General features: G+C 35.9%; 20 protein-coding genes. 17 read left to right on the top strand and 3 right to left on the bottom strand.

All coding sequences use genetic code 11. The features are described from left to right. Nucleotides 1-87 precede the first annotated feature (87 nt). The gene (nlpI, locus tag LRQ06_RS04920; protein ID WP_308218814.1) at nt 88-990 is read left to right on the top strand and encodes a lipoprotein NlpI; all 903 of its coding nucleotides are present in this window, start codon (nt 88-90) and stop codon (nt 988-990) included. Between the two features lie 78 nt (nt 991-1,068). Here the strand turns inward: nlpI and LRQ06_RS04915 are convergent, their stop codons facing one another. The 3 genes from LRQ06_RS04915 to LRQ06_RS04905 all read right to left on the bottom strand — a co-directional run bounded on the left by LRQ06_RS04915 (nt 1,069) and on the right by LRQ06_RS04905 (nt 5,140). Beyond that, a complete protein-coding gene (locus LRQ06_RS04915; protein ID WP_232765311.1) occupies nt 1,069-1,947 on the bottom strand; it encodes a U32 family peptidase in 879 nt (292 codons plus the stop codon). A gap of 10 nt (nt 1,948-1,957) precedes the next feature. Then, the gene (gene ubiU, locus LRQ06_RS04910) at nt 1,958-2,971 is read right to left on the bottom strand and encodes a ubiquinone anaerobic biosynthesis protein UbiU (protein WP_232765310.1); all 1,014 of its coding nucleotides are present in this window, start codon (nt 2,969-2,971) and stop codon (nt 1,958-1,960) included. Between the two features lie 99 nt (nt 2,972-3,070). Then, complete coding sequence (locus LRQ06_RS04905) at nt 3,071-5,140, bottom strand: sensor domain-containing protein (protein WP_232765309.1); 2,070 nt, start codon at nt 5,138-5,140, stop codon at nt 3,071-3,073. Nucleotides 5,141-5,320: 180 nt separating this feature from the next. Between LRQ06_RS04905 and ubiT the strand changes: the two genes are divergently transcribed. The 16 genes from ubiT to LRQ06_RS04825 all read left to right on the top strand — a co-directional run bounded on the left by ubiT (nt 5,321) and on the right by LRQ06_RS04825 (nt 20,435). Further along, a complete protein-coding gene (gene ubiT / locus LRQ06_RS04900; protein WP_232765308.1) occupies nt 5,321-5,866 on the top strand; it encodes a ubiquinone anaerobic biosynthesis accessory factor UbiT in 546 nt (181 codons plus the stop codon). Then, nucleotides 5,850-6,326, top strand: a complete 477-nt coding sequence (locus LRQ06_RS04895) for a GNAT family N-acetyltransferase (protein WP_232765307.1) — start codon at nt 5,850-5,852, stop codon at nt 6,324-6,326. The genes ubiT and LRQ06_RS04895 overlap by 17 nt, the downstream gene beginning before the upstream one ends. Beyond that, nucleotides 6,323-6,742: a DNA polymerase III subunit psi gene (locus tag LRQ06_RS04890; RefSeq protein ID WP_232765306.1), complete on the top strand. Its 420-nt coding sequence runs from the start codon at nt 6,323-6,325 to the stop codon at nt 6,740-6,742. Before LRQ06_RS04895 ends, LRQ06_RS04890 begins: the two co-directional genes overlap by 4 nt. 183 nt (nt 6,743-6,925) lie before the next feature. Next, complete coding sequence (locus tag LRQ06_RS04885) at nt 6,926-8,092, top strand: nucleotide sugar dehydrogenase (RefSeq protein WP_232765305.1); 1,167 nt, start codon at nt 6,926-6,928, stop codon at nt 8,090-8,092. Nucleotides 8,093-8,255: 163 nt separating this feature from the next. Then, complete coding sequence (gene rimI, locus LRQ06_RS04880; protein WP_232765304.1) at nt 8,256-8,696, top strand: ribosomal protein S18-alanine N-acetyltransferase; 441 nt, start codon at nt 8,256-8,258, stop codon at nt 8,694-8,696. A 515-nt stretch (nt 8,697-9,211) separates the two neighbouring features. Continuing rightward, the gene (locus tag LRQ06_RS04875; protein WP_232765303.1) at nt 9,212-10,612 is read left to right on the top strand and encodes an undecaprenyl-phosphate glucose phosphotransferase; all 1,401 of its coding nucleotides are present in this window, start codon (nt 9,212-9,214) and stop codon (nt 10,610-10,612) included. A 53-nt stretch (nt 10,613-10,665) separates the two neighbouring features. Continuing rightward, complete coding sequence (locus LRQ06_RS04870; protein WP_232765302.1) at nt 10,666-11,232, top strand: polysaccharide biosynthesis/export family protein; 567 nt, start codon at nt 10,666-10,668, stop codon at nt 11,230-11,232. A 39-nt stretch (nt 11,233-11,271) separates the two neighbouring features. After that, complete coding sequence (locus LRQ06_RS04865) at nt 11,272-13,473, top strand: GumC family protein (RefSeq protein WP_232765301.1); 2,202 nt, start codon at nt 11,272-11,274, stop codon at nt 13,471-13,473. Nucleotides 13,474-13,542: 69 nt separating this feature from the next. Then, on the top strand, nt 13,543-14,187 hold the full coding sequence (locus tag LRQ06_RS04860) for a hypothetical protein (protein WP_232765300.1): 645 nt from the start codon (nt 13,543-13,545) through the stop codon (nt 14,185-14,187). Beyond that, the gene (locus tag LRQ06_RS04855) at nt 14,184-14,585 is read left to right on the top strand and encodes a VanZ family protein (protein WP_232765299.1); all 402 of its coding nucleotides are present in this window, start codon (nt 14,184-14,186) and stop codon (nt 14,583-14,585) included. Before LRQ06_RS04860 ends, LRQ06_RS04855 begins: the two co-directional genes overlap by 4 nt. 9 nt (nt 14,586-14,594) lie before the next feature. Continuing rightward, nucleotides 14,595-15,824, top strand: coding sequence for an O-antigen ligase family protein (locus tag LRQ06_RS04850; RefSeq protein WP_232765298.1), 1,230 nt, complete (start codon nt 14,595-14,597; stop codon nt 15,822-15,824). Beyond that, entirely contained in the window at nt 15,817-17,157 is a 1,341-nt protein-coding gene (locus LRQ06_RS04845) for an oligosaccharide flippase family protein (protein ID WP_232765297.1), read from the top strand. Before LRQ06_RS04850 ends, LRQ06_RS04845 begins: the two co-directional genes overlap by 8 nt. Continuing rightward, nucleotides 17,147-18,097 carry a glycosyltransferase family A protein gene (locus tag LRQ06_RS04840; RefSeq protein ID WP_232765296.1) on the top strand — a complete coding sequence of 317 codons (951 nt, stop codon included), beginning with the start codon at nt 17,147-17,149 and terminating at the stop codon, nt 18,095-18,097. The genes LRQ06_RS04845 and LRQ06_RS04840 overlap by 11 nt, the downstream gene beginning before the upstream one ends. Continuing rightward, complete coding sequence (locus LRQ06_RS04835; protein ID WP_232765295.1) at nt 18,094-19,191, top strand: glycosyltransferase; 1,098 nt, start codon at nt 18,094-18,096, stop codon at nt 19,189-19,191. Before LRQ06_RS04840 ends, LRQ06_RS04835 begins: the two co-directional genes overlap by 4 nt. Before the next feature lie 18 nt (nt 19,192-19,209). Next, nucleotides 19,210-19,755 carry a serine O-acetyltransferase gene (locus LRQ06_RS04830; protein WP_232765294.1) on the top strand — a complete coding sequence of 182 codons (546 nt, stop codon included), beginning with the start codon at nt 19,210-19,212 and terminating at the stop codon, nt 19,753-19,755. A gap of 143 nt (nt 19,756-19,898) precedes the next feature. Further along, entirely contained in the window at nt 19,899-20,435 is a 537-nt protein-coding gene (locus LRQ06_RS04825; RefSeq protein ID WP_232765293.1) for a serine O-acetyltransferase, read from the top strand.

Below are 20,435 nucleotides of genomic sequence, written 5' to 3'. Positions count from 1 at the left end.
GTTGTTTTCTACGAGTTCGCTTTTTACCTGAAAAGCATGTTATAAAGGGAGCAGTATGCTCCCTTTTTATTTAAGGAAATCAATGCCGTGAAATGGTTATCGATCATTCTGAGTAGTATGGTTCTGTTAGGATGTGCATCATCGGATAAGCAAAACTCAGAAAATATCCGTTGGTTGTATCCCCCGATGGCAAGACCTGTTCAGGTCAGTCTGGACAAAGAAGTCAAAATTGCTCAATTGACAGAATTATTAGGCCGGAAAAATATACCTGATGATGTCAGGGCTAAAATGTTTTTAGAAAGAGGCGATTTATACGATTCTGTGGGGCTTAAGAATTTAGCCCGCCTTGATTTAGAGCGTTCTTTAGATCTGAATCCTGCTCAGTCCGAAGCGTTTAATATGCTTGGGGTTTATTATACTGAAACCGGGCAGTTTGATTCAGCATATGAGGCATTTGATTCCGCAATTGAGTTAAATGCGAAAAACGCGTTTGCGAAAAGAAATCAGGCCATCGCGCTGTATTATGGTCAGAGGCCAAAGTTGGCTATAGAACCTCTTGAACAGGTAAAACCAGATAAGGTTGAAGCACCATTTCATTACTTGTGGGTCTATATTATCGAAAGTGAATTGGATCCGGTAAAAGCGAAAGCGGATCTTAAGCGAACTTATTCTGAACATCACCCAGATGTATGGGGATGGTCTCTTGTCAGGATGATGCTTAACCCCAAAGCTGATAGCCAGACGTTTAAGCAAATTCTTGATAGTACCAAAGATAATACGGTGTTAGCTCAGAGGTTAACTGAAGCTTATTTCTACCTGGCTAAACGTTATCAGATGAAAGGTCAATATGCAGATGCGATTGCACTTTATAAGTTGTCTTTGTCGTTTAATATTTATGAGTATATTGAAAATCGATATGCCATGCTTGAGCTGGAAAAAATTTATCACCATCTGAAAGCCCTACAGATCAAGGGGAAAGAAAAAGTGTAAGGATTACGATATGTGCCGATATCACCTGAACACAATAGTTTCAGGTGATTTAGGTTGTCATCAATGGTATTGCTCATATCACGGAGTGAATGTTTCCATACCGGATAACTGATGCCAGTAGCCGTTGCATTCCTTATTGGATAATAACGCCGGGTGACTACCTGTCTCGTTAGCTTTGAAGTCACGAATATAACTGCAGGTATCAATACTGAGTGGACTGAGACGAACAACATCGATCATATCATGCATAGAAGGCAGCTCATTAATCAGGTTGTAGCAGTGTCCTGATTGTGTCTGAATCCCGTTGAGTGTAAAAATTTCTTCTCCTTCCCGACTTTCTACTAAAATACCGTTTGGATAATTCAGACAACATTTTTTACACTGATCTTTGGGGCGGTTTTCGGCTCTGGCAGTGAAACACCTGGCAGAGTAAGCTAATGGAAGGTACCCGTACCCGAAAATTTCCACCTCGAACTGATTTCTGATACCTAATTCTTCGCATTGTTGTAGCGTATTTTTTAACCAGTCTCTGGAAAGCTCCACCGGCATGCACCACCGGGTCATTCCTTTATTTAATAAAACTTTCAGTGTATGGGCGTTGTAAGCATTAATAGCAGGACCGGCAACAAAAGGCACCCCTTTATCGGTAGCCAACTGGATGGCAGACATATCATTAGCTTCTATTTGTAGTCCACCATTATCAATATACGTTTTCATTACATCGATTTCCCTGCTGGATTCTAACAGAGCCATGGTTGACAGAACGACCTGCTTACCTGAATTTGCTAGTGATTTTGCCAGTTCTACCCATTCGGCCGGTTTCAACTCTCTTCGTTTTGAGCAGACGGTTTCACCTAAATAAATGATATCTGCATCACTGTCTAAAGCGGCGTTATAGAATGCATTGATGTCATTTTTTGACCAAAAATACAGAATTGGCCCTAAAGAATATTTCATTCTCATCTCCTCATTGCCATTTTCTATGATAAGCACCAAGCGTTGTTTGTGTTCCTTCTGAAAGATTTTCTAAAGCGCGGTTCCATTCTGGTTTTACTGAGTAGTCATGTTGATGGCGCTGATAGTCATCAATGGCTTTGCGCCACACTTTGGTCACTTCGGCGACATAAGCCGGACTTCTCTGCCGCCCCTCAATTTTGACTGATGCAATGTTAGCGGAAAATAATTCAGGAAGAAGCCCTAGAGTATTTAAACTGGTTGGTTCTTCAAGCGTGTGGTAACACTTTTTTTCACCCTTATTGGTTGTACAGAACCGCCCCTTACACAGGGTTGGATACCCGGCATTCTCTCCATGTTTATAGAGATCGATGAGTACACCATTTAATCGAGATTCAAGTCCGCTTTCTGTTTCCTGCCAGCGAACAAACCGGGCTGGTGAGCAAGCTCCAACAGTATTGGGTGACTCTCCTGTGAGATAAGAGGATAAATAGCACCGTCCTTCCGACATAATACAAAGACTGCCAAAAGCAAAGACTTCTAATTCGGCATTGCTACCTAGCTCGGTTGATAGTTGTTTTACTTGTGGCATGGATAATACTCGTGGTAATACCACCCGTTTAATATTAAAGTTTTCGGTGTAAAATCGGATTGCTGCTTTATTAGTGGCTGAGGCTTGAACGGACAAGTGAAGGTCAATATGTGGGTATTTTTCTGTAGCGTATTCCAGAATAGATATATCGGCTAATATCAGAGCATCTATGCCTAAGTCGGCGGCTTTATCCACTGCCTGAGTCCATGTCTTAAAACGGTTTGGATGGGCAAAAGTATTGATGGCAATATGGATTTTTTTTCTGTGCTGTTTAGTATAATTGATCGCATTATCTAAACGTTTTCCTGTGAAATTTAATCCAGCGAAATGGCGAGCGTTGGTATCATCTTTAAATCCGATATAGACAGCATCGGCTCCATGATCAATCGCTGCTTTGAGAGCAGGTAAACTACCTGCTGGGCATAACAACTCCATATGAACTCATTTTGTAGAATATAAACATATGTATTCTAGGTAAAAAAAAGTATTTAAAGTTTGATATGAGCCAGATTTAGACTCAAAAGGTCATTATGTTCACCGTCTTCTCATCTGCTTTGCGAATAATATTTCAACTTCGTTTCTAGGTTGTGGCCGATAAAAATGAAAACCCTGAATAGAGTGGCAGTTGAGGCTGGAGAGTAATTGGGCCTGACTTTGTGTTTCTACCCCTTCAGCAACAACACTTAGATTCAATGACTTACCAAGGTTGATTATATTTTCAATAACGGTTACCTGTTTAGGCAGAGTATCCACATCTGTAATAAATGCCCTGTCTATTTTTAGTTCATCGATAGGAAAGCGGGCAAGATAAGACAATGATGAATAGCCTGTTCCAAAGTCATCGATGGACAGGGTAAATCCCAGTTTTTTGATGGAATTCAGCATTTGAATGGTATGGTCACCATCACTCATTACTGCTGTTTCCGTTAGCTCGAAGGTGATGCATGAAGGTTCTAGCCGGGTAGCATTTAACAATTGAGACATATATTTAATCAATTTAGGATTACCAAACTGTTCTGGTGACAGGTTGATTGCCACTTTCCCGGGTAAAATCTTTTGTTGATTCCACCGTTTTACAGTAGCGAATACTTCTCTCATGACGACCCGGCCAACCTGCTCAATTAGCCCAGCTTTTTCCGCGACAGGGATAAAGGCTCCGGGACTAATGTATCCTTCAACTGGGTGTTTCCAGCGAATCAGTGCTTCTGCGCCATTTATACTGTAATCTCGTGCACTGACTTTTGGCTGATACCAGACTTCCAGTCCATTTTGTTGCAGGGCTTTTTGCAATTCAATTTCCAGCCATAACCGGGTTCTGGCTTCTTTATTCATTCGCTCTTCGAAAGCTATGGTTCGGTTTCGTCCACGGGATTTAGCTTCATACATGGCCGTATCGGCATTTTGCAGAAGATTTCTGGCATCGGTACCATTTTCAGGAAATGAGACGGTACCAATCGAGCAGGCAAGGCGCTTGCTAAAATAATTCAGATTGAAGGGTTCATTGATCAGAGCAATAATTTTCTCGGCAAGCTGCGTTTCAATTTCAGGCATTGGAGGTTCGGGTAAAATAACAGCAAATTCATCGGCACCAAGATGGCCTAGTACAGCGTCTGAAGGGACCGTTCGTTTTAACCGTGTTGATATTTCCCGGATAACTTTATCGCCAATAGTATGACCAAGAGAGTCGTTGATATTCTTAAAATTATCAATATCGATATAGTAAAGAATTAGCGGTGTTTTATCTTTTATCAACAGATCTAATCGTTTGATAAAACCACTACGATTATATAATCCTGTTAAAGAGTCAATAGTGAGTTCGGTTGTTGAAATGATATTTTTGGGATTCTTGTCAATTTGTTTTGTCAGATTTGCACTTGGCTGTGATAAATCTTTGAGAAAAATAAAATCAACAGAAGTGCCCAGTAAAGAGGAACTGCTGTATCTCAGTTTAACTGGCTTAGTTGAATCACATATTGAACTGGTGAGACATTCAATAGATGATTGCTGCCGAAGAAGATTGGTTATTTCAATCTTGTAAGGATCTTTTGATGTTTTATCTATGAATAATGCATTAAGGGTTTCTCCCAGCAACTCTTCGGCTGATTCATATCCCAGCAGTTTTGTTGCGGCTGGGTTAATAGAAAGGATCGTGTTTTGGTCGGCAAGAATTACCCCATCACTTACTGAATGGAGCAAAGCATTAAATTTTCCTTCAGACTCAGACAGAGATTGTGACAAAAGAACTTTATCTGAAATATCGATACCCTGAAACAGCAAGTATTTCTTATCGTCTTTGTCACTTATGCTGAAAATGATGCAGAATACACTGTTGTCGATATCATTGATCTTGAAGTTGATTTCAGACTCGACCCGAAGACCGTTCAGAGCCTGATCATAGAGGGGCTTTACCTGATTATAATAGCTGTTGCCAAAGATTTTTCTGTCACTTAAACCAATCATTTCTTCCTGTGAAAGATCTGATATTTCTTCATATCGGTGATTTACGAATGCATAACGAAAGGTTGCATCGATTAATGCAAAGAAGAATGGACTATGTGATGTTAACTCGGTAAACCAAAATTTAAGTTCTTCGGAAATTGGCACTAAAAATTACTCTGTGAATGTGCAGGCAGCCTGACGATTACGGTTCAATGTAATCTACTATAACTTTCTTTAAAGTTGGAAGAAAGCGTATAAATCACTAATAACTTTGACGTTAAGCACCGTGTTGCAGCTAGTCATTTATTAGTATAGTTTGTTGAGATAAATTATCGGAGAATCGGTATGATTAACAATATCCATCGGCGAATAGTCGAGAACTCAGCATCAATTTTGAGACCTCCAGTCCAGTTTTTACCGGATACTTTGCAAAAAAAAGCCCTTCTTTCTTTTCTTAAATACGTTTGTAAAGAAGCTATTGAAGAAGGGGATTTTGAATTTCTTGAAGATAAGTGGCTGAAAGTCGGTATAAAAGACCTCAATGTTTATAAATTGATCAGTTTTAAACAGGGCCATCTTATTGTCGATAGTCTGAACAATGGCCATGTTGCCGATGTAACTTTTTCAGGAAATTTGAATGATCTTGTGTTAATTGCAGGACGGAAAGAGGATCCGGATACTCTGTTTTTTCAGCGTAGGTTGGTCATTGAAGGGGATACAGAACTGGGGCTAGAAGTAAAAAATTTACTTGATAATGTGGATTTTGATGGATTACCAAAATTGATGCAAATATCAATAAAAGAATTGGCTGACTTCGTGTATAAAGGGCTTGAAAATTCATCATCACCGCAACCCGGTAAGGAACGAAAACCGAATGCTTATACGAACTGAAGCACCTGCTGATATTTTGCTTATTGATAGCTTGTTGAAAGAGCATGCGAATGACGATAGATTAGCCGGTGACATAATGACAATGAGGGAAAATGCTTCTTTGACTTTATCTCTTGTTGTCTGTAGTGATGAGGGGAAGGTTATCGGACATGTTGCTTTCAGGCCGGTTATATGTGACGGTGTGGAAAGTACCTGGCAAATTATGACGCCGATAACCGTGAGTTCTGAACATATCGGGGAAACAGATATTAAGATTTCGTTGATTCAGGAAGCCATGAATACTCTGGGGGAGTTAGGATATCCAGCGTGTTTTGGATCTGAAGGCGATGAGAAATACCAAGAGTTTGGCTTCAGTCCATATGGCAACGAGTTGTGGGGATATGAGTATTATCTGGGTGAAATAGAGTCCAAGCCGGACTGGTTTGGCTGGGTAGTCAATGGGATGATTGAACATAAATGAAAGACAATCTTTGCTATTTAGATGAAATGGGACTCGATAACTGGATTCTGTCATACCCTGAAAGACTGATAAATTACGATGTCCATAAGGTGAAACCGGATAGCCGAGTGGATGTGTTATTTATTTGTCCTGTTAAACCGGCAACCTCAGAAGAGATCACTTTACTGGAAAAAATAGCAGGTAGTTTTCAGGTTCAGTTGCAGAATATCCGGCATGTTTACCCGGAAAAGTTAAATTTGGTCGATTATGAGAGCCTTGAATGGATCTGGTTTTCAGGATGTCGTACTCAGAAGCCATTCATAGGTTCTCATAAAATTCTGGAATCGTCTTTATTGTCAGACATGAACCATAATACTCAGGCGAAGCGTTATCTTTGGCAGCAGATTCAGGTTAATTTGGGTAGGGATGGCGTTTAACTAATTGATTACAAAATGGAATTCAAAGTTGATTTTCAATGAAATTAGTCTCAGAACTTTTACACGTCGTAAATTTCCAGAATATTAGTACATTTTCCTCTTTTCTTATAGTATTGGCCCTCGGTACTATTGGTGTCTTATTTTTAATAATCACAACAACAGTTGTCAGGTAGTGAGGTTGATATGAAAATTGCTGTAGCAGGGACGGGTTACGTTGGCCTATCAAATGCGATGTTATTAGCACAACATAATAAAGTTGTTGCTTTGGATCTTATTGAGGAAAAAGTGACGATGTTAAATAACAAGCAGTCACCGATCGTCGATAGAGAAATCGAAATGTTTCTCTCTGAAAAAAATCTTGACTTCAAGGCCACGTTAGATAAAGAAGAAGCATATGTTGATGCTGATTATGTGATCATTGCTACCCCAACGGATTACGATCCCAAGACCAATTATTTTAATACCTCTTCTGTGGAAGCTGTTATTAATGATGTGATGTCTATTAATCCTAATGCTGTCATGGTAATTAAATCTACGGTTCCAGTTGGCTATACGCAAAAAATAAAAGAACAATTAAGTTGCGATAATCTGATCTTTTCACCTGAATTTTTGAGAGAAGGTAAGGCCCTGTACGACAACCTGTACCCTTCCCGTATTATTGTTGGTGAGCAAAGTCAGCGGGCTGAAAAATTTGCTCATTTGTTAATGCAAGGGGCTAAGAAAGAGAACATTGAAGTCTTGTTTACCAATTCGACCGAAGCGGAAGCGGTTAAGTTATTTTCAAATACCTATCTGGCGATGCGAGTGGCTTACTTTAATGAGTTGGATTCGTATGCGGAAGCGTATGGACTGGATAGTAAGCAGATCATTCAGGGAGTATGTTTAGATCCTCGTATAGGAAGTCATTATAATAATCCTTCATTTGGTTATGGTGGTTATTGTTTGCCGAAAGATACTAAGCAGTTGCTGGCCAATTATGATGCGGTACCAAATAATATTATCGGTGCTATTGTCGATGCAAACCGGACCCGTAAAGATTTTATTGCGGACAGTATTTTGAAACGTTCCCCTAAAGTGGTAGGGATTTATCGTTTAATTATGAAAGCTGGATCTGATAATTTCCGGGCTTCATCTATCCAGGGCATCATGAAACGGTTGAAAGCTAAAGGTGTTGAAGTTGTTGTTTATGAGCCTGTTATGAAAGACGATTTGTTCTTTAATTCCCGGGTGATTCGAGATATTGAAGAGTTTAAACAGATGTCTGATGTCATCGTCTCTAATCGTATGGCGGATGTGCTTTCCGAGGTAGAAGATAAAGTGTATACGCGTGATCTGTTTGGTGCCGATTAAGATTATTTGTTAATTACAGAGATAGTCATGGGCAAATGGATACCCATGGCTATTTTTTTGTTTGTGATAAGTAAAGAAAATTTCTGGAAGAATACTTTGCTTTAGTGAGAGTTTGTATTAAATCTTTTCTCTGATTTGACTGGTAGGTAGAGTACTCAATTATATGATTTCCATTATTCCAACCAAGCCGTGCCATCTTGACCGGATTTGGCAAATTGAACAGCTTGTTCATTCTCATCCATGGTCAAAAGCAAGTATTAACAATCTGAGTAGTCGAGGGGCGATCCACCATGTCATTCTGGAAGAGGATTTGGTGATTGGTTATTTTTATGCTCAGAACATTGTTGACGAAGTCAGTTTGCTTAACATTGCCATTGCCAAAGAGTGTCAGAACAGAGGATTTGGCCGACGACTACTTCAGTTTTTGACTGAATACAGTGAGCAGAAAAAAGCGGAAAGTATATGGCTTGAAGTTAGAGCCGGTAATCAGAATGCGGTTCACCTCTATGAATCTGTCGGGTTTAATGAAATTGACCGGAGAGAAAATTATTACCCATCAGATAAGGGAAGAGAAGACGCTATTATAATGACGCTTACACTTTAAATGCGAGATGGAATAAAACTTTCTTACACTTTTTTCTGATTTATTTTCATAAAAAAGAAAAAAAGCAACTATTTGACATTTATAAATTCGGTCATTGCCATGATTTTTTCCCACCTATCTCTCTATGATATCAAAGTCTTTAATTTCTTATATTAGAGACGTGTCAATTTTTTAACTTTTAGAAACTATCTGAATTACGTTCAGATAATGAATGAAATTGACCGTAATTGTCTCGATTTTAAAACATGCCATACTTTAAAGCCACTCTCCCTTGCACAATTCTTGAAAAGAATGTGACTGATCACTCATAATGGAGGCCAATAAATCGAGGCTAAATATAGTCAGATTTAAGACATGAAAAAATGACAAATAATTACAATTTCGTTAACAAGGTCAGCATTTGAAACGATTATGAATAGTCATTAAAAAATTCAAATTTTAAAAATAAGCTCGTGGGATGCTGTGAACCCGAGGGCGGTAGCGTGTTAAATCAGTTGAAGAGTTTGGTGTGAAAGATGGCATATGGTAGTCGAATAAAATATTATGGTGAAGAATCGTCAGTTGCTTTTAAGATTTTTGATCTTTTCTTAATTGCTAGTTGCCTTTTCGCTATTGCAGAAGGGTACGTCGGTCAGTTTAATTCTCATTACCAATCTATCCTGGGTATTTTCCTTATTTCTTACTTTTTAACGTCAGAAATTCTGGGGATTTACAGACCGTTACGCTATTCGTCGTTAAGGAAAACCTTTTCCCTCATTTGTACATCATGGCTGGCCAGTATCATTATTGGACTAATGATCGGATTTGTTCTGAAGGTGACCGATGAATATTCACGAGTCGTTTTATCCTGTTGGTTTGTTACTGTACCTTTTGTTTTATTGAGTTGGCGTTGGGGATGTACCGGGTTGTTGGGACTGCTAAAAACACCGAATAATTATAAAAAGAAAACGATAATAATAGGGGCGACTAAAGCAGGATTACAATTGGCTAATGAGCTTAAAAAGACAAAAGATAAACGGAATGTGTTAGTCGGAATTTATGATGACCGGTCAATTGACCGAATAGGGCTTATGTTACCTGCGGCAATGAGAGGTAATATTGATGATGCAATTAATTTAGCAAAAAGCCATACCATTCAAAATGTGTATATCGCTTTACCCATGGAAGCATCGAAAAGGATAAAACAAATCTTAAATGCTTTTTCTGACGCGAATGCTCATGTCCATGTCGTTCCAGATTTTTTTACCTTTGATTTGATGCAAAGTCGTTTTAAATCAGTAGGTAATGTTATGACTCTTAGTGTGTATGATACACCTTTCTATGGTTTCACGTCATTGGTGAAACGAATTGAAGACATCATTCTTGCTTCTATTATTACTCTTCTTATTAGTCCAGTTTTATTGTTTGTGGCTTTGGGCGTTAAACTTTCTTCTCCTGGCCCGGTTATTTTCAAGCAAGAGCGTTATGGATTGGATGGTAAAGCCATTAAAGTATGGAAATTTCGCTCTATGCGAGCGATGGATAATGGACCGGTCGTAAAACAAGCAACGAAAAATGATCCTCGTATAACGCCATTTGGTTCTTTTATTCGTCGAACATCACTGGACGAACTTCCTCAGTTTATTAATGTGATTACAGGGCAAATGTCGATAGTAGGTCCCAGACCTCATGCTGTTGCTCATAACGAGCAATATCGGGGGTTAATTGATAAATATATGCTTCGCCATCATGTCAAACCGGGAATTACCGGGTGGGCTCAGATTAATGGGTACCGGGGAGAAACGGATACATTGGATAAAATGGAAAAACGTGTTGAATATGATCTGGTTTATATCCAGAACTGGTCATTATGGCTTGATATTAAGATTGTATTTTTGACTGTGTTTAAAGGATTTGTAGGAAAAACAGCATATTGATACCAACGATAAAAACGTATTCACCCTTTTATTTATTTATTCGAGTTTCTGAGATGAAAAATCATATTTTTAAATTTTTACTGCTAATGGCGGGTTTAGTCTGTTCTGTTAGCTCATTTGCTGCGGGGTATCGTTTAGGTGCGGGTGACGAAATTAAAATATCCGTATATGGAGAACCTGATTTATCGTATGACCAGTTAATAATAGATAGTAGTGAAAAAATTGATTACCCATATTTAGGGACAATTGATCTGAAAGGAAAAACGTTAAGCCAGGTAAGAAATATGATTACCAAAGGACTAAAAGGAGATTACTTAGTTGATCCTAAGGTAACCATTAATATGGTGAAATATCGGAATATTTATGTGAATGGCGTTGTTAACGCACCTGGCGGATATGAATATCAGCCAGGATTAACAGTGCAGAAAGCAATTGCATTAGCTGGTGGATTTTTAGCTAAGTACAGAAAAACAAAGGGAATTTATTTGACCAGAGAAAATGAGACAGATGGTATGACTGATGAACAAATCAAAGAATTATTAAAAAATAAAGAAGAAGTTGATTTGAACGATATCGTACATCCTGGCGATACGATTTATGTAGTTAGTTCTTTCTGGTAATACGTTTCCATATGATGAATTTTGTATAAGGTAAAAGTGATGAAACTACCATCTGATGACAATAATAAATCAAGTGAGCTAATTGATATTAGCCATTATATAGATTTGATTAAACGTAAATGGCTGGCAATTATAATTTTTGCGATATTGGTAACTGGAATTACAGTGCTAATAGCATTATCAATGCCATCTAAATATACAGCGACAGCGACTTTGTTGATTGAAGCGCAGGAAAAAAAAGCGGTTTCCATTGATGATGTTGTCGGTATTGATGCTAATCAGAAAGATTATTTCCAAACTCAATTTGAAATTTTGCGTTCTAATCAAATCGCTCAGGCTGTCATTGATAAATTAGGTATTGATGATTTTAAAGAGTTTAACCCCAGTATTGACTCTGAGAAAAGTATTTTACAATCTTTAAAAGAGAATAAGTTTATTTCATCATTTTTTAAGTCTGAGTCAGATCAGAAAGCTGGCTCTGATGAAGCAACCAGACAGATAGTTTTAAAGTTATTTAAAAATAATTTGAGTATTGATCCTATCATAAAGACACAATTAGTTAATATTAGTTTTACTTCTGAAGATCCTCAACTAGCGGCAAAAGTAGCAAATGCAATTGGAGTTGCTTACATAGAAAGTAATTTAGATGCCCGGCTATCTGTTACTAAATATGCATCAAGTTGGATTACAAGCCGTCTTGGTGAACTAAGACAACAATTATCGGATTCTGAAAAAGCATTGTCAGATTTTTTAGTGAAAGAAAAATTAATTAATCCCACAGATAGTGGTATTGAAGCTTTGGCAAATCAGCAGCTTACCAGTTTAACCACCCGTCTTGCTCAGGTTCGGGATGGCCGGATTAGAATTGAATCCGCATATGATGCACTTACATCAGGTAATGTGACAGATGTTGCTTCGCTATCGGCGATACCCGCAATTTCTCAGCATCCACAAGTCATTGATATTCGAAATGCAGAGCTAGAAGCCCAAAATGATGTTAATGAACTCAGTAAGCGCTATGGTCCTAAGCATGACAAAATGATTGCTGCAAACGCGAAACTGAAATCCATAGAAAAACAGGCTGAGGAGATAACCCGTAAGCTGGTTAAAGGTTTTGGTAAGGAGTTGCAGGCGACTAAACAACAAGAAAGATTATTACAAGCTGAGATACAAAAACAAAAAGCCAAATTTCAGGAATTAACGGTTAAGAAAAGTAGATATGATGCCTTACAGCGCGAAGTAGATACAAACCGAGAAATTCTTAATCTTTTCCTGACTCGCCAGAAAGAAACCACAGCAACAAGTAATTATGATGCGGCTAATGCTCGTTTTACTGATCAGGCTCTTGTTCCTCAGTTGCCGAGTTCTCCAAAGCGAAAATTGATTGTTATCGGGGCGTTTATTGCAAGTATCTTTCTTGCTGTTACTTTTGTTTTTATCGTTGATTTATTAAAAAGCACTATTGAGTCTGTTAGTGATTTTGAGGATAAGTTTGGTTTGATTCCCATTGGTGGCATTCCTGTTGTGAAAGACAAGAAATACAAAAAGGTACCAATTGATAATAAACTTTTTTTTAGTGATAAAGAGATAGCATTTAGTGAATCAATCCGCTCTATACGTACATCTTTGATGGTTAGTCAGCTAAATGAAGGAGGAACAAAGCGTATTGCTGTTACTTCGTCTTTACCTGAAGAAGGAAAAACAACGGTGGCCGTTAATGTGGCCATGTCATTTGCTAAAGTCGAAAATGTGTTACTGGTTGATTTAGACCTCCGTAAGCCAGCGGTTGCTGAACGATTTGGTTTGAAAAAATATCATCAGGGGTTAACGAACCATTTATTGATGAATAAGCCTATTGATGAATGCATCTATGTAGATGAAACATCCGGTTTGAACGTTCTTCCTGCCGGTATGTTAACATCTAGTCCACAAGAATTATTAAGTTCAAAGAAAATAGTCGAATTGTTTGAATTACTTGATAATAAGTTTGAAAAAATCATTATAGATACCCCCCCCACATTACCTGTAAGTGATTCATTGATTATTGGTAAATTGGTTGATTCAATGGTTGTTGTTGTTAAAGCTAATTCTACTAAACAACCTATAATTAATAATACTATTTCTAAATTGACAAATCATGAAATAAAACTGGAAGGAATTGTGGTGAATAAAATTAGTTTCAAAGCAGCTCGTGAAAATTACTCATATGGTAATTATTATGGTGCTTATCAGGAAAGTTGAAATATATAATAATATTTTGGTTAATTAATAATGGTCTTTCGCCGAATAGTTTTTTCTGTAGCTATAGTAATGCTGTCTTTTTTTATTATTGGCTTTGCTTATTGTTCAATAATGGGAAATTTATATCATAATGTTTTGTCAAATGAATTACTTTCAATAAATAGTGAAAAATTAGGCATCAAAAATATTGAAGAGATAAAAAAGGCCTCTAACGGGATGTTATATTGGAAAAAAAACAATCCCGATTACTTAATTGATGCATCATATGTTAGCTATTTAGAATCTTTGACTATAGAATCAGAACATGAACGTAAGAATTTATTAAATTCTTCTATTCAGTATCTGGATTCTTCGATTCGTCTCCGGCCTTTGTTTCCTGATGCTTATTCTCAAAAGGCTGATCTTATGGATTACCGGGGCGACTCTTTAAAAGATGTTTATACAGTCTTAAGATCTGTTTATCAATTTGGCCCCTTTGAAAAGGATACAGCAGAAACGTCAATAAAAATTTTGTTTTCACATTGGGATAAACTGAACATTGAGCAAAAAAAAATAGCATTAAAATTCATTACTGAACACGATAAGTATGGAATTAAAAATTGGAGGTTGAATGAGATTTTTAAGTTCTCTCCGAATAAAGAGCGGATGTGTAGTGTCGCTATATTGGCCCATATTCCTCTTTGGACATGCGGAAACTATAAGTCTAAATCATGATAATAGCTGGTCAAAAAGTTAAGCAGGGTCATGTTTACTTTCTTTTGATCCTTCTTTTTATTGCGGCTTTATCAATAATGAAAAGTTTGGAAATTCGTACAACTGACATTTTAATCGTTGAATGCTACGTTGGTGGTGATAAACACCTACATTTTTATTTGGCTTTTATCCTTGGCTTTACTTCCATGGTGTCGAGTTATAGAAAAATCTGGGGATTATTTACTATTAGATTTATTTCATTGATTTGGGTGTTTGGCACCGATGAGCTTATACAATGTTTTTTTCAGTCTAGGAAGCCATCATTAATGGACTTTTTAGTTGATTGCTTTGGAATGGTTTGTTCTTTTATTTTATATCAAATTTTATTTCAATTATCAGAACGAAGAAAAAACAATTAAGTCTATTTTATGAAAATATCAAAACTGTTTATTCAAGAAAGTATCATTATATCGACGGTACTAATGCTAACACTTTCAAATGGCCTTTTAAAACGTCCAATTCTATTTTTCTTTTTTATTGTTTTAGGTTGCTTTTGTGCTAATAAAAAAATTAAAATTCAATTTTCATATGATTTAATTAAAAAATCACTACCTCTTTTGTTTGTTTTTTGTTGGTGTTTTATTTCTTCATTTTGGTCTCAATGGCCTGGAAAAACTCTCTATGAGCTGGTTTGGCAATTACTTCTTTATCTTTATGTTGTTTTTTTTATTGCGACTTTTTTAAGTGTTGATAATGTAAAATCGATAAGAATTTTAAGTGTTTTTTGGGTTGTTCTTACTTTTACTTTAGTTTTAAAAAATGATTTGGCTCATGGACGTATCTTAGAAATCTCTGGTGCATTTGCTAATAAAAATAATCTTGGTCCTATTATTGGAATGATGATTTTTTATTACATATTTTCCATTAATCGCTGGGATTTTATTCGTGTTTCTATGTTGTGTTGTGTTTTTTTTCTACTTCTTATGACTTTATCAAAAACGTCAATAGCAACAACAATATTAATACTTGGTGTGTCTTTTTTTCTGAATAATGGAAGCAAATATTTTTCTGATAAAGCCCGGCTGACTTTTTTTTTCCCTATACGTTTATTATTTTGGGTAGCCGCAATTATCTTACCAATTCTTATTATTACTAATCATGACTTTATTTTTAGTTTTTTGTATACACATTTACAGGATGACTGGTTGACAGGTAGGGGAAGATTATGGCTTGTTATGCTGAATCAGTCTTTCGGACATCTACTGTATGGAATGGGATATGCCTCTGTTTGGGGCTTAGGTGATAATAATTTAATTCAGGAAACTGAGTTGGCCAAATATTCGATAGAGTGGGTTGATAAGTTGGCTGCTTCAGATGGTGGATATGTTGATATATTTATAGCTATTGGGGCTGTAGGGTTTGGATTATTTGTTTTTGTGATTATTGATTTTTTTAAAACTTATATTCATATAATTACATTGGGGAAAGCTGATAAATATACTTGGCTGGGGTTTTGTGTTGGAACTTTTTCTGTAATTAATAATATTACAGAAACAACTTTTTTATTAGCCGCAAGCTTTAGTTGGTTTAACTTTATTTTTGCTTATCTATTATTGAAAGCAAAAGTTCTTATAGATATTGATAAAAAATATGAATAATATAAAAAAGATAATGTTATTTGCTTTAGATAATCTTGGAGGGATTGTCTTTGGTTTATTCAGTACTGTGTTTGTTGCTAGATTTTATGGTCCTGAAAATATGGGGCATCTTTCTTATGTTCAAGCTGTGGCTAGTGTTCTTTCCTTCATTTTTATATTAGGGATGGACAATGTAGTAATGCGAGATTTTATTAAAGATGATAATAAAAGATTAGTCTTTGTTGCTGTGTCATTTATTCGTGGTATTGGTGGGATTTTTTTTATTGTTTCGGTAACTTCATGGGTCTATTTTTTTAGTGATACACCTAGAGAATTGATTTTACCACTTATATTATCAGCTTGCTCTGCGGCTTATTTCGGGAAGTCTACCATAGTGCGGTTGTTTCTTCAGGCAACCGAGAATCCAAAATATTTATCATTATCAACACTGCTGTCGAGATTGGTTGCATTGGCTTATATTTTAGTTGTATTACATTTTAAACTTAACTTTTATTATGCAGCTTTATATCTCTTTATCTACTCTGCTGTGTCACAAGTGATTTTGCTGTTTGCTTTTTTTTCAATAAATAAAAAATACAATGATAATATTTATTTTAAAAATGTTTTATTAAAATGTGTTTATCTGTTTAAAGAATCTCGTTTTGTCTTGTTTTCTTCTATTTTGTTACCTTTGTTTATGTATTTTGATTCTATTATTATAGAGGAATTTTTATCCGCAAAAGATGTTGGTATTTATGGGGCGGCAGTAAAACTTGTTACTCAGGTTGTGTTTATTGGTCATATTTTTGTGTTTTCATTTTTCAATAAATTGAATCACGAGATTGATAAGAATGGCTTAGGTGGAAATGTCTTTCGAAATATTATTCGTTTAATGCTTATCTTCGGTATTTTGGGTGGTGTATTTACATACTTTTTTGGAGACTATGTCATTTCAATTTTGTATGGGAACAAATATATCGAATCTGGAATTATATTGAAAATAGTTGTTTGGAAGTTGCTCTTTGCTTATTTTGGCGCTTTTTTCTCAAGAGTTTTAATTATACAGGGCTGGTCGAATATTGAGTTAATTAAAACGATTATAGCTTCTTTTGTCTCTTTATCCTGTTCTGTTATTTTTATCCAATGCTATGGCCTTATTGCGATCGCTATTGTTTCCGTTGCCTCATATGCTATTGCTGATTTATTGTCTTATTTGCTGTTTCGAAATACTCGAATTTTTGTTTATGTAGTGATAGAGGAGCTATGGTCACTATTGACAAACCCTATAAGTTCTACTAAGAAAACTTTATTTTTTGTTTTGAATAAACCCGTTAAGGCCGTTCATGGAGATTAGTGTTATAATTCCGGCATACAATGCTGGTTCTAGCCTGTGTGCTACTGTTGATTCGATATTGTCTAGTGCAAATGGACATTATTATTATGAGATAGTTATTATTGATGATGGTTCTGATGAGCCTGTCAATGATATGATTGAATCTCATTTTTTACAAGAAATTGTTAGCGGAAAGATAAAATGCATTCGCCAAAAGAATGGTGGTGTAAGTATGGCCCGAAATACAGGATTAAACGCGGCATCGGGAAAATACATTACCTTTTGTGATGCTGATGATCTTGTATGTGATACTTATTTAGACTCGTTATTTGAACTTGCTCAAGATAATCCTCAAGCTGACATTATAGAGTATAAGTTTGAAGCTTATAAGAATAATGTCAACAATATTGTTGAGCATGGACAAGTAACAACTTCAAAGGAAGGGTTGTATTCATCGAAAGAGGCGCTCGATAATGCCTGTCAGGCTTTTGTTTGGCTGGTTATGTGTAGGTTGATTAAGTCTGACCTGGCTAGATCAATACAATTTCCTGTCGGTATTCGTTATTGTGAAGATCTTATTTATCTGTATGGTTTATATGAAAATGCAAAATATGTTTTTTCCTCAAAAAAAAGCTTGTACTTCTATCAGATCGGTGAAGTTAGTGCAATATCAAAAGTGACACTCAGCGATTGTAATCATATCAACACATTTCTAAGTAACAAAAATATTCCCAATTTACTTACCTTGCTTTGTATTAAAGCACATTTATTTTATATGTATCATTCTGCAGCTAAACGAAATCTAAATATAATTAAATTTAGTTGGATAATGTGGAAGAAAAAAATTGGATTATTCAATTGGGTAAAGTTGTTTCGAACAGGAAAAATTACAAAGAGAAAATTTTTGGTCGGCGTTTTACCTTTTATATACTATTTAGCATACAAGTTGAAAAAATCATGAAGATTATTTTTCGCATTTCCTATATGGGATTTGGTGGGGCTGAACAGGTTTTCATTTCATTAGCTAAGCAGTGGTTGAAAGAGCATCAGATCCTTTTTGTTACAGACAAAAGTGTGGGGGCAAGTTACGAAACTTTGCAGGAGTTAAATATTCCTGTGAAAAGTCTTGAATGTAACCGTACTTTTCTGAGTGTCCTGAAGTTTAAAAAAGTAATTCAGGGGTTTAATCCTGACTTAATTCTCTCTGCATATCCTGATACCAATGCAGCTTGTATTCTTTCGGCGAAGTTAGCACGTACAAAGGCAAAGGTTGTAGTGAGTGAGCATGCCTCAATTGTTGAGCATTTTTCCTCTAAATCTCAATTTACTAAGAAAAAAGTAACGGCTATCGTTAAGTATTTGTATCCGTTAGCTGACAAAGTTGTGGCTGTTTCTGAAGGTGTTATGAGTGATTTAATTCCTCTTGTTAAACAACCTGGAAAATGCACGTTTATTCATAATCCCATTCGCTTTCAGGCAAAAAACAGCTGTGATATTTCTAAAAAATCGGCAACTTCTTCCGAAAAATTTAAATTATTAGCTGTTGGGCGAGTTACTCCTCAAAAAGACTATACAACGTTACTTAAAGCTGTTGCAGAATTAAAAAATAGATCTGTCAGAGCTTCTTTGACCATATTGGGTGGAACCCATGATAAGACTGAAATGGCAAAACTATCTTGTTTAGTTAATGAGTTAGATATTTCTGATAGAGTAGATTTTGCAGGGTTCAGTAACAATGTTGTTAGTTTTTATTCTCAGGCGGACCTTTTTGTCTTGTCATCTGCATGGGAAGGATTTGGCAATGTAATTGTAGAAGCGTTAGCTTTTGGGTTACCTGTTGTCTCTACAGATTGCCGAAGTGGTCCAAGAGAAATTCTGGAATCCGGAAAATATGGGAGATTGGTTCCAGTGGGAGATCATATTTTGTTATCTGAGGCTATTTGTTCAGAAATAATTTCTCCTAGCTGCTCTAGATCAATAAGACTCAAACGAGCAGAAGATTTTTCGGAAAATATTGTAGCTGATAGATACTTTTCATTATTTTTAAAATTGTAAATATAAAATAGGTTTTTTATGTGGAGAGTTATAAAGTTAGATGTATATAGATGGAGAGCTAATACACGTCTGATTGATGTTTTTCTTGCCCTCGTTAGCTATCGAGGCTTTAGATTTGTTTTTTTTATGCGTTTGGCTAAAAGTACAAAAAAAATATTTTTTTTAAATTATATTTCACGAATTCTATATAAGATTTTTAAAATAATATATTCAAGTGATATTGATTTTCGAGCCAATATCGCTCCTGGAATTAAAATTCATCATGTTATAGGTACTGTTTGGGGACCTGATGTGATATCTGGAATAAATTTAACTCTAGCTCATAATGTTACAATTGGTAATATCGATGGAATGTGGCCGACCATTGGCGATAATGTATATTTAGGACCAGGCTCTACTCTTTTAGGAAATATATCAATAGGAAATAATGTTGTCATAGGTGCTAATTGTGTTGTAACAAAGGATATTCCAGATAATGCTATAGTTATTGGAAATCCAGCTAAGATCATCTCATATAAAGGGTCTTTCGAGCTAATTTCATATCCTATTAAAATAGATTTTTAAGTTTGGCTTCTGTCATCTATTTTAATAGATTGCCCTTTGTAAAAATAATGAAATTTTTAGGTTAATTTTTTTCATATCTCACTAATTAAAAACTCTTTACGATAAGATTGATAATCATTATTTAATCATTTGAAGGAAGAGTTATGTGGAAGTTGATTTATTCTGATGTTTATCGATGGGAAGGAAAAATAAGTTTTTTATCCTTTGTAAATTGTTTGATTAAAAACAAAGGGTTTAGATTTTCCTTTATTTTACGATTGTGTAAAGGAACTAATAGTGTTCCTTTGTTAAATGTTCTAACATTAATTCTCTATAAAATAGCGAAGGTTATTTATAATACAGATGTTAATTTTAAAAGTAATATAGGAGAGGGGTTTAGAATTCATCATGTATTTGGAACAACATGGGGTCCAAAAGTAAAACTAGGTTCCAATGTTACCATCGTCCATAATGTAACAATAGCAGGTAAATCAGGTGAATTTCCCACTGTAGGAAATAATGTTTATATTGGAAGCGGTGCATGTATATTGGGAGGTATTATTATAGGAAATAATGTTGTTGTTGGAGCTAATTCAGTTGTAACTAAAAATATTCCGGACAATGCTGTTGTTGCTGGAAACCCGGCAAAAATATTATCGTATAATGGTTCATCGAATCTTATTATTAATCCTAAGGTATAA

The organism is Vibrio salinus (assembly GCF_021272385.1).
GTDB classification, from domain to species: domain Bacteria; phylum Pseudomonadota; class Gammaproteobacteria; order Enterobacterales; family Vibrionaceae; genus Vibrio; species Vibrio salinus.
The sequence above is the reverse complement of the archived record's forward strand: the minus strand, read 5'-3'. Positions and strand labels throughout refer to the sequence as shown.

Excerpts from the sequence above, each read along its gene's own strand:
- LRQ06_RS04915 (WP_232765311.1), bottom strand. The coding sequence starts at position 1,947 with ATGAAATATTCTTTAGGGCCAATTCTGTATTTTTGGTCAAAAAATGAC.
- ubiU (WP_232765310.1), bottom strand. The coding sequence starts at position 2,971 with ATGGAGTTGTTATGCCCAGCAGGTAGTTTACCTGCTCTCAAAGCAGCG.
- ubiT (WP_232765308.1), top strand. The coding sequence starts at position 5,321 with ATGATTAACAATATCCATCGGCGAATAGTCGAGAACTCAGCATCAATT.
- LRQ06_RS04895 (WP_232765307.1), top strand. The coding sequence starts at position 5,850 with ATGCTTATACGAACTGAAGCACCTGCTGATATTTTGCTTATTGATAGC.
- LRQ06_RS04890 (WP_232765306.1), top strand. The coding sequence starts at position 6,323 with ATGAAAGACAATCTTTGCTATTTAGATGAAATGGGACTCGATAACTGG.
- LRQ06_RS04885 (WP_232765305.1), top strand. The coding sequence starts at position 6,926 with ATGAAAATTGCTGTAGCAGGGACGGGTTACGTTGGCCTATCAAATGCG.
- rimI (WP_232765304.1), top strand. The coding sequence starts at position 8,256 with ATGATTTCCATTATTCCAACCAAGCCGTGCCATCTTGACCGGATTTGG.
- LRQ06_RS04875 (WP_232765303.1), top strand. The coding sequence starts at position 9,212 with ATGGCATATGGTAGTCGAATAAAATATTATGGTGAAGAATCGTCAGTT.
- LRQ06_RS04870 (WP_232765302.1), top strand. The coding sequence starts at position 10,666 with ATGAAAAATCATATTTTTAAATTTTTACTGCTAATGGCGGGTTTAGTC.
- LRQ06_RS04865 (WP_232765301.1), top strand. The coding sequence starts at position 11,272 with ATGAAACTACCATCTGATGACAATAATAAATCAAGTGAGCTAATTGAT.
- LRQ06_RS04860 (WP_232765300.1), top strand. The coding sequence starts at position 13,543 with ATGCTGTCTTTTTTTATTATTGGCTTTGCTTATTGTTCAATAATGGGA.
- LRQ06_RS04855 (WP_232765299.1), top strand. The coding sequence starts at position 14,184 with ATGATAATAGCTGGTCAAAAAGTTAAGCAGGGTCATGTTTACTTTCTT.
- LRQ06_RS04850 (WP_232765298.1), top strand. The coding sequence starts at position 14,595 with ATGAAAATATCAAAACTGTTTATTCAAGAAAGTATCATTATATCGACG.
- LRQ06_RS04845 (WP_232765297.1), top strand. The coding sequence starts at position 15,817 with ATGAATAATATAAAAAAGATAATGTTATTTGCTTTAGATAATCTTGGA.
- LRQ06_RS04840 (WP_232765296.1), top strand. The coding sequence starts at position 17,147 with ATGGAGATTAGTGTTATAATTCCGGCATACAATGCTGGTTCTAGCCTG.
- LRQ06_RS04835 (WP_232765295.1), top strand. The coding sequence starts at position 18,094 with ATGAAGATTATTTTTCGCATTTCCTATATGGGATTTGGTGGGGCTGAA.
- LRQ06_RS04830 (WP_232765294.1), top strand. The coding sequence starts at position 19,210 with ATGTGGAGAGTTATAAAGTTAGATGTATATAGATGGAGAGCTAATACA.
- LRQ06_RS04825 (WP_232765293.1), top strand. The coding sequence starts at position 19,899 with ATGTGGAAGTTGATTTATTCTGATGTTTATCGATGGGAAGGAAAAATA.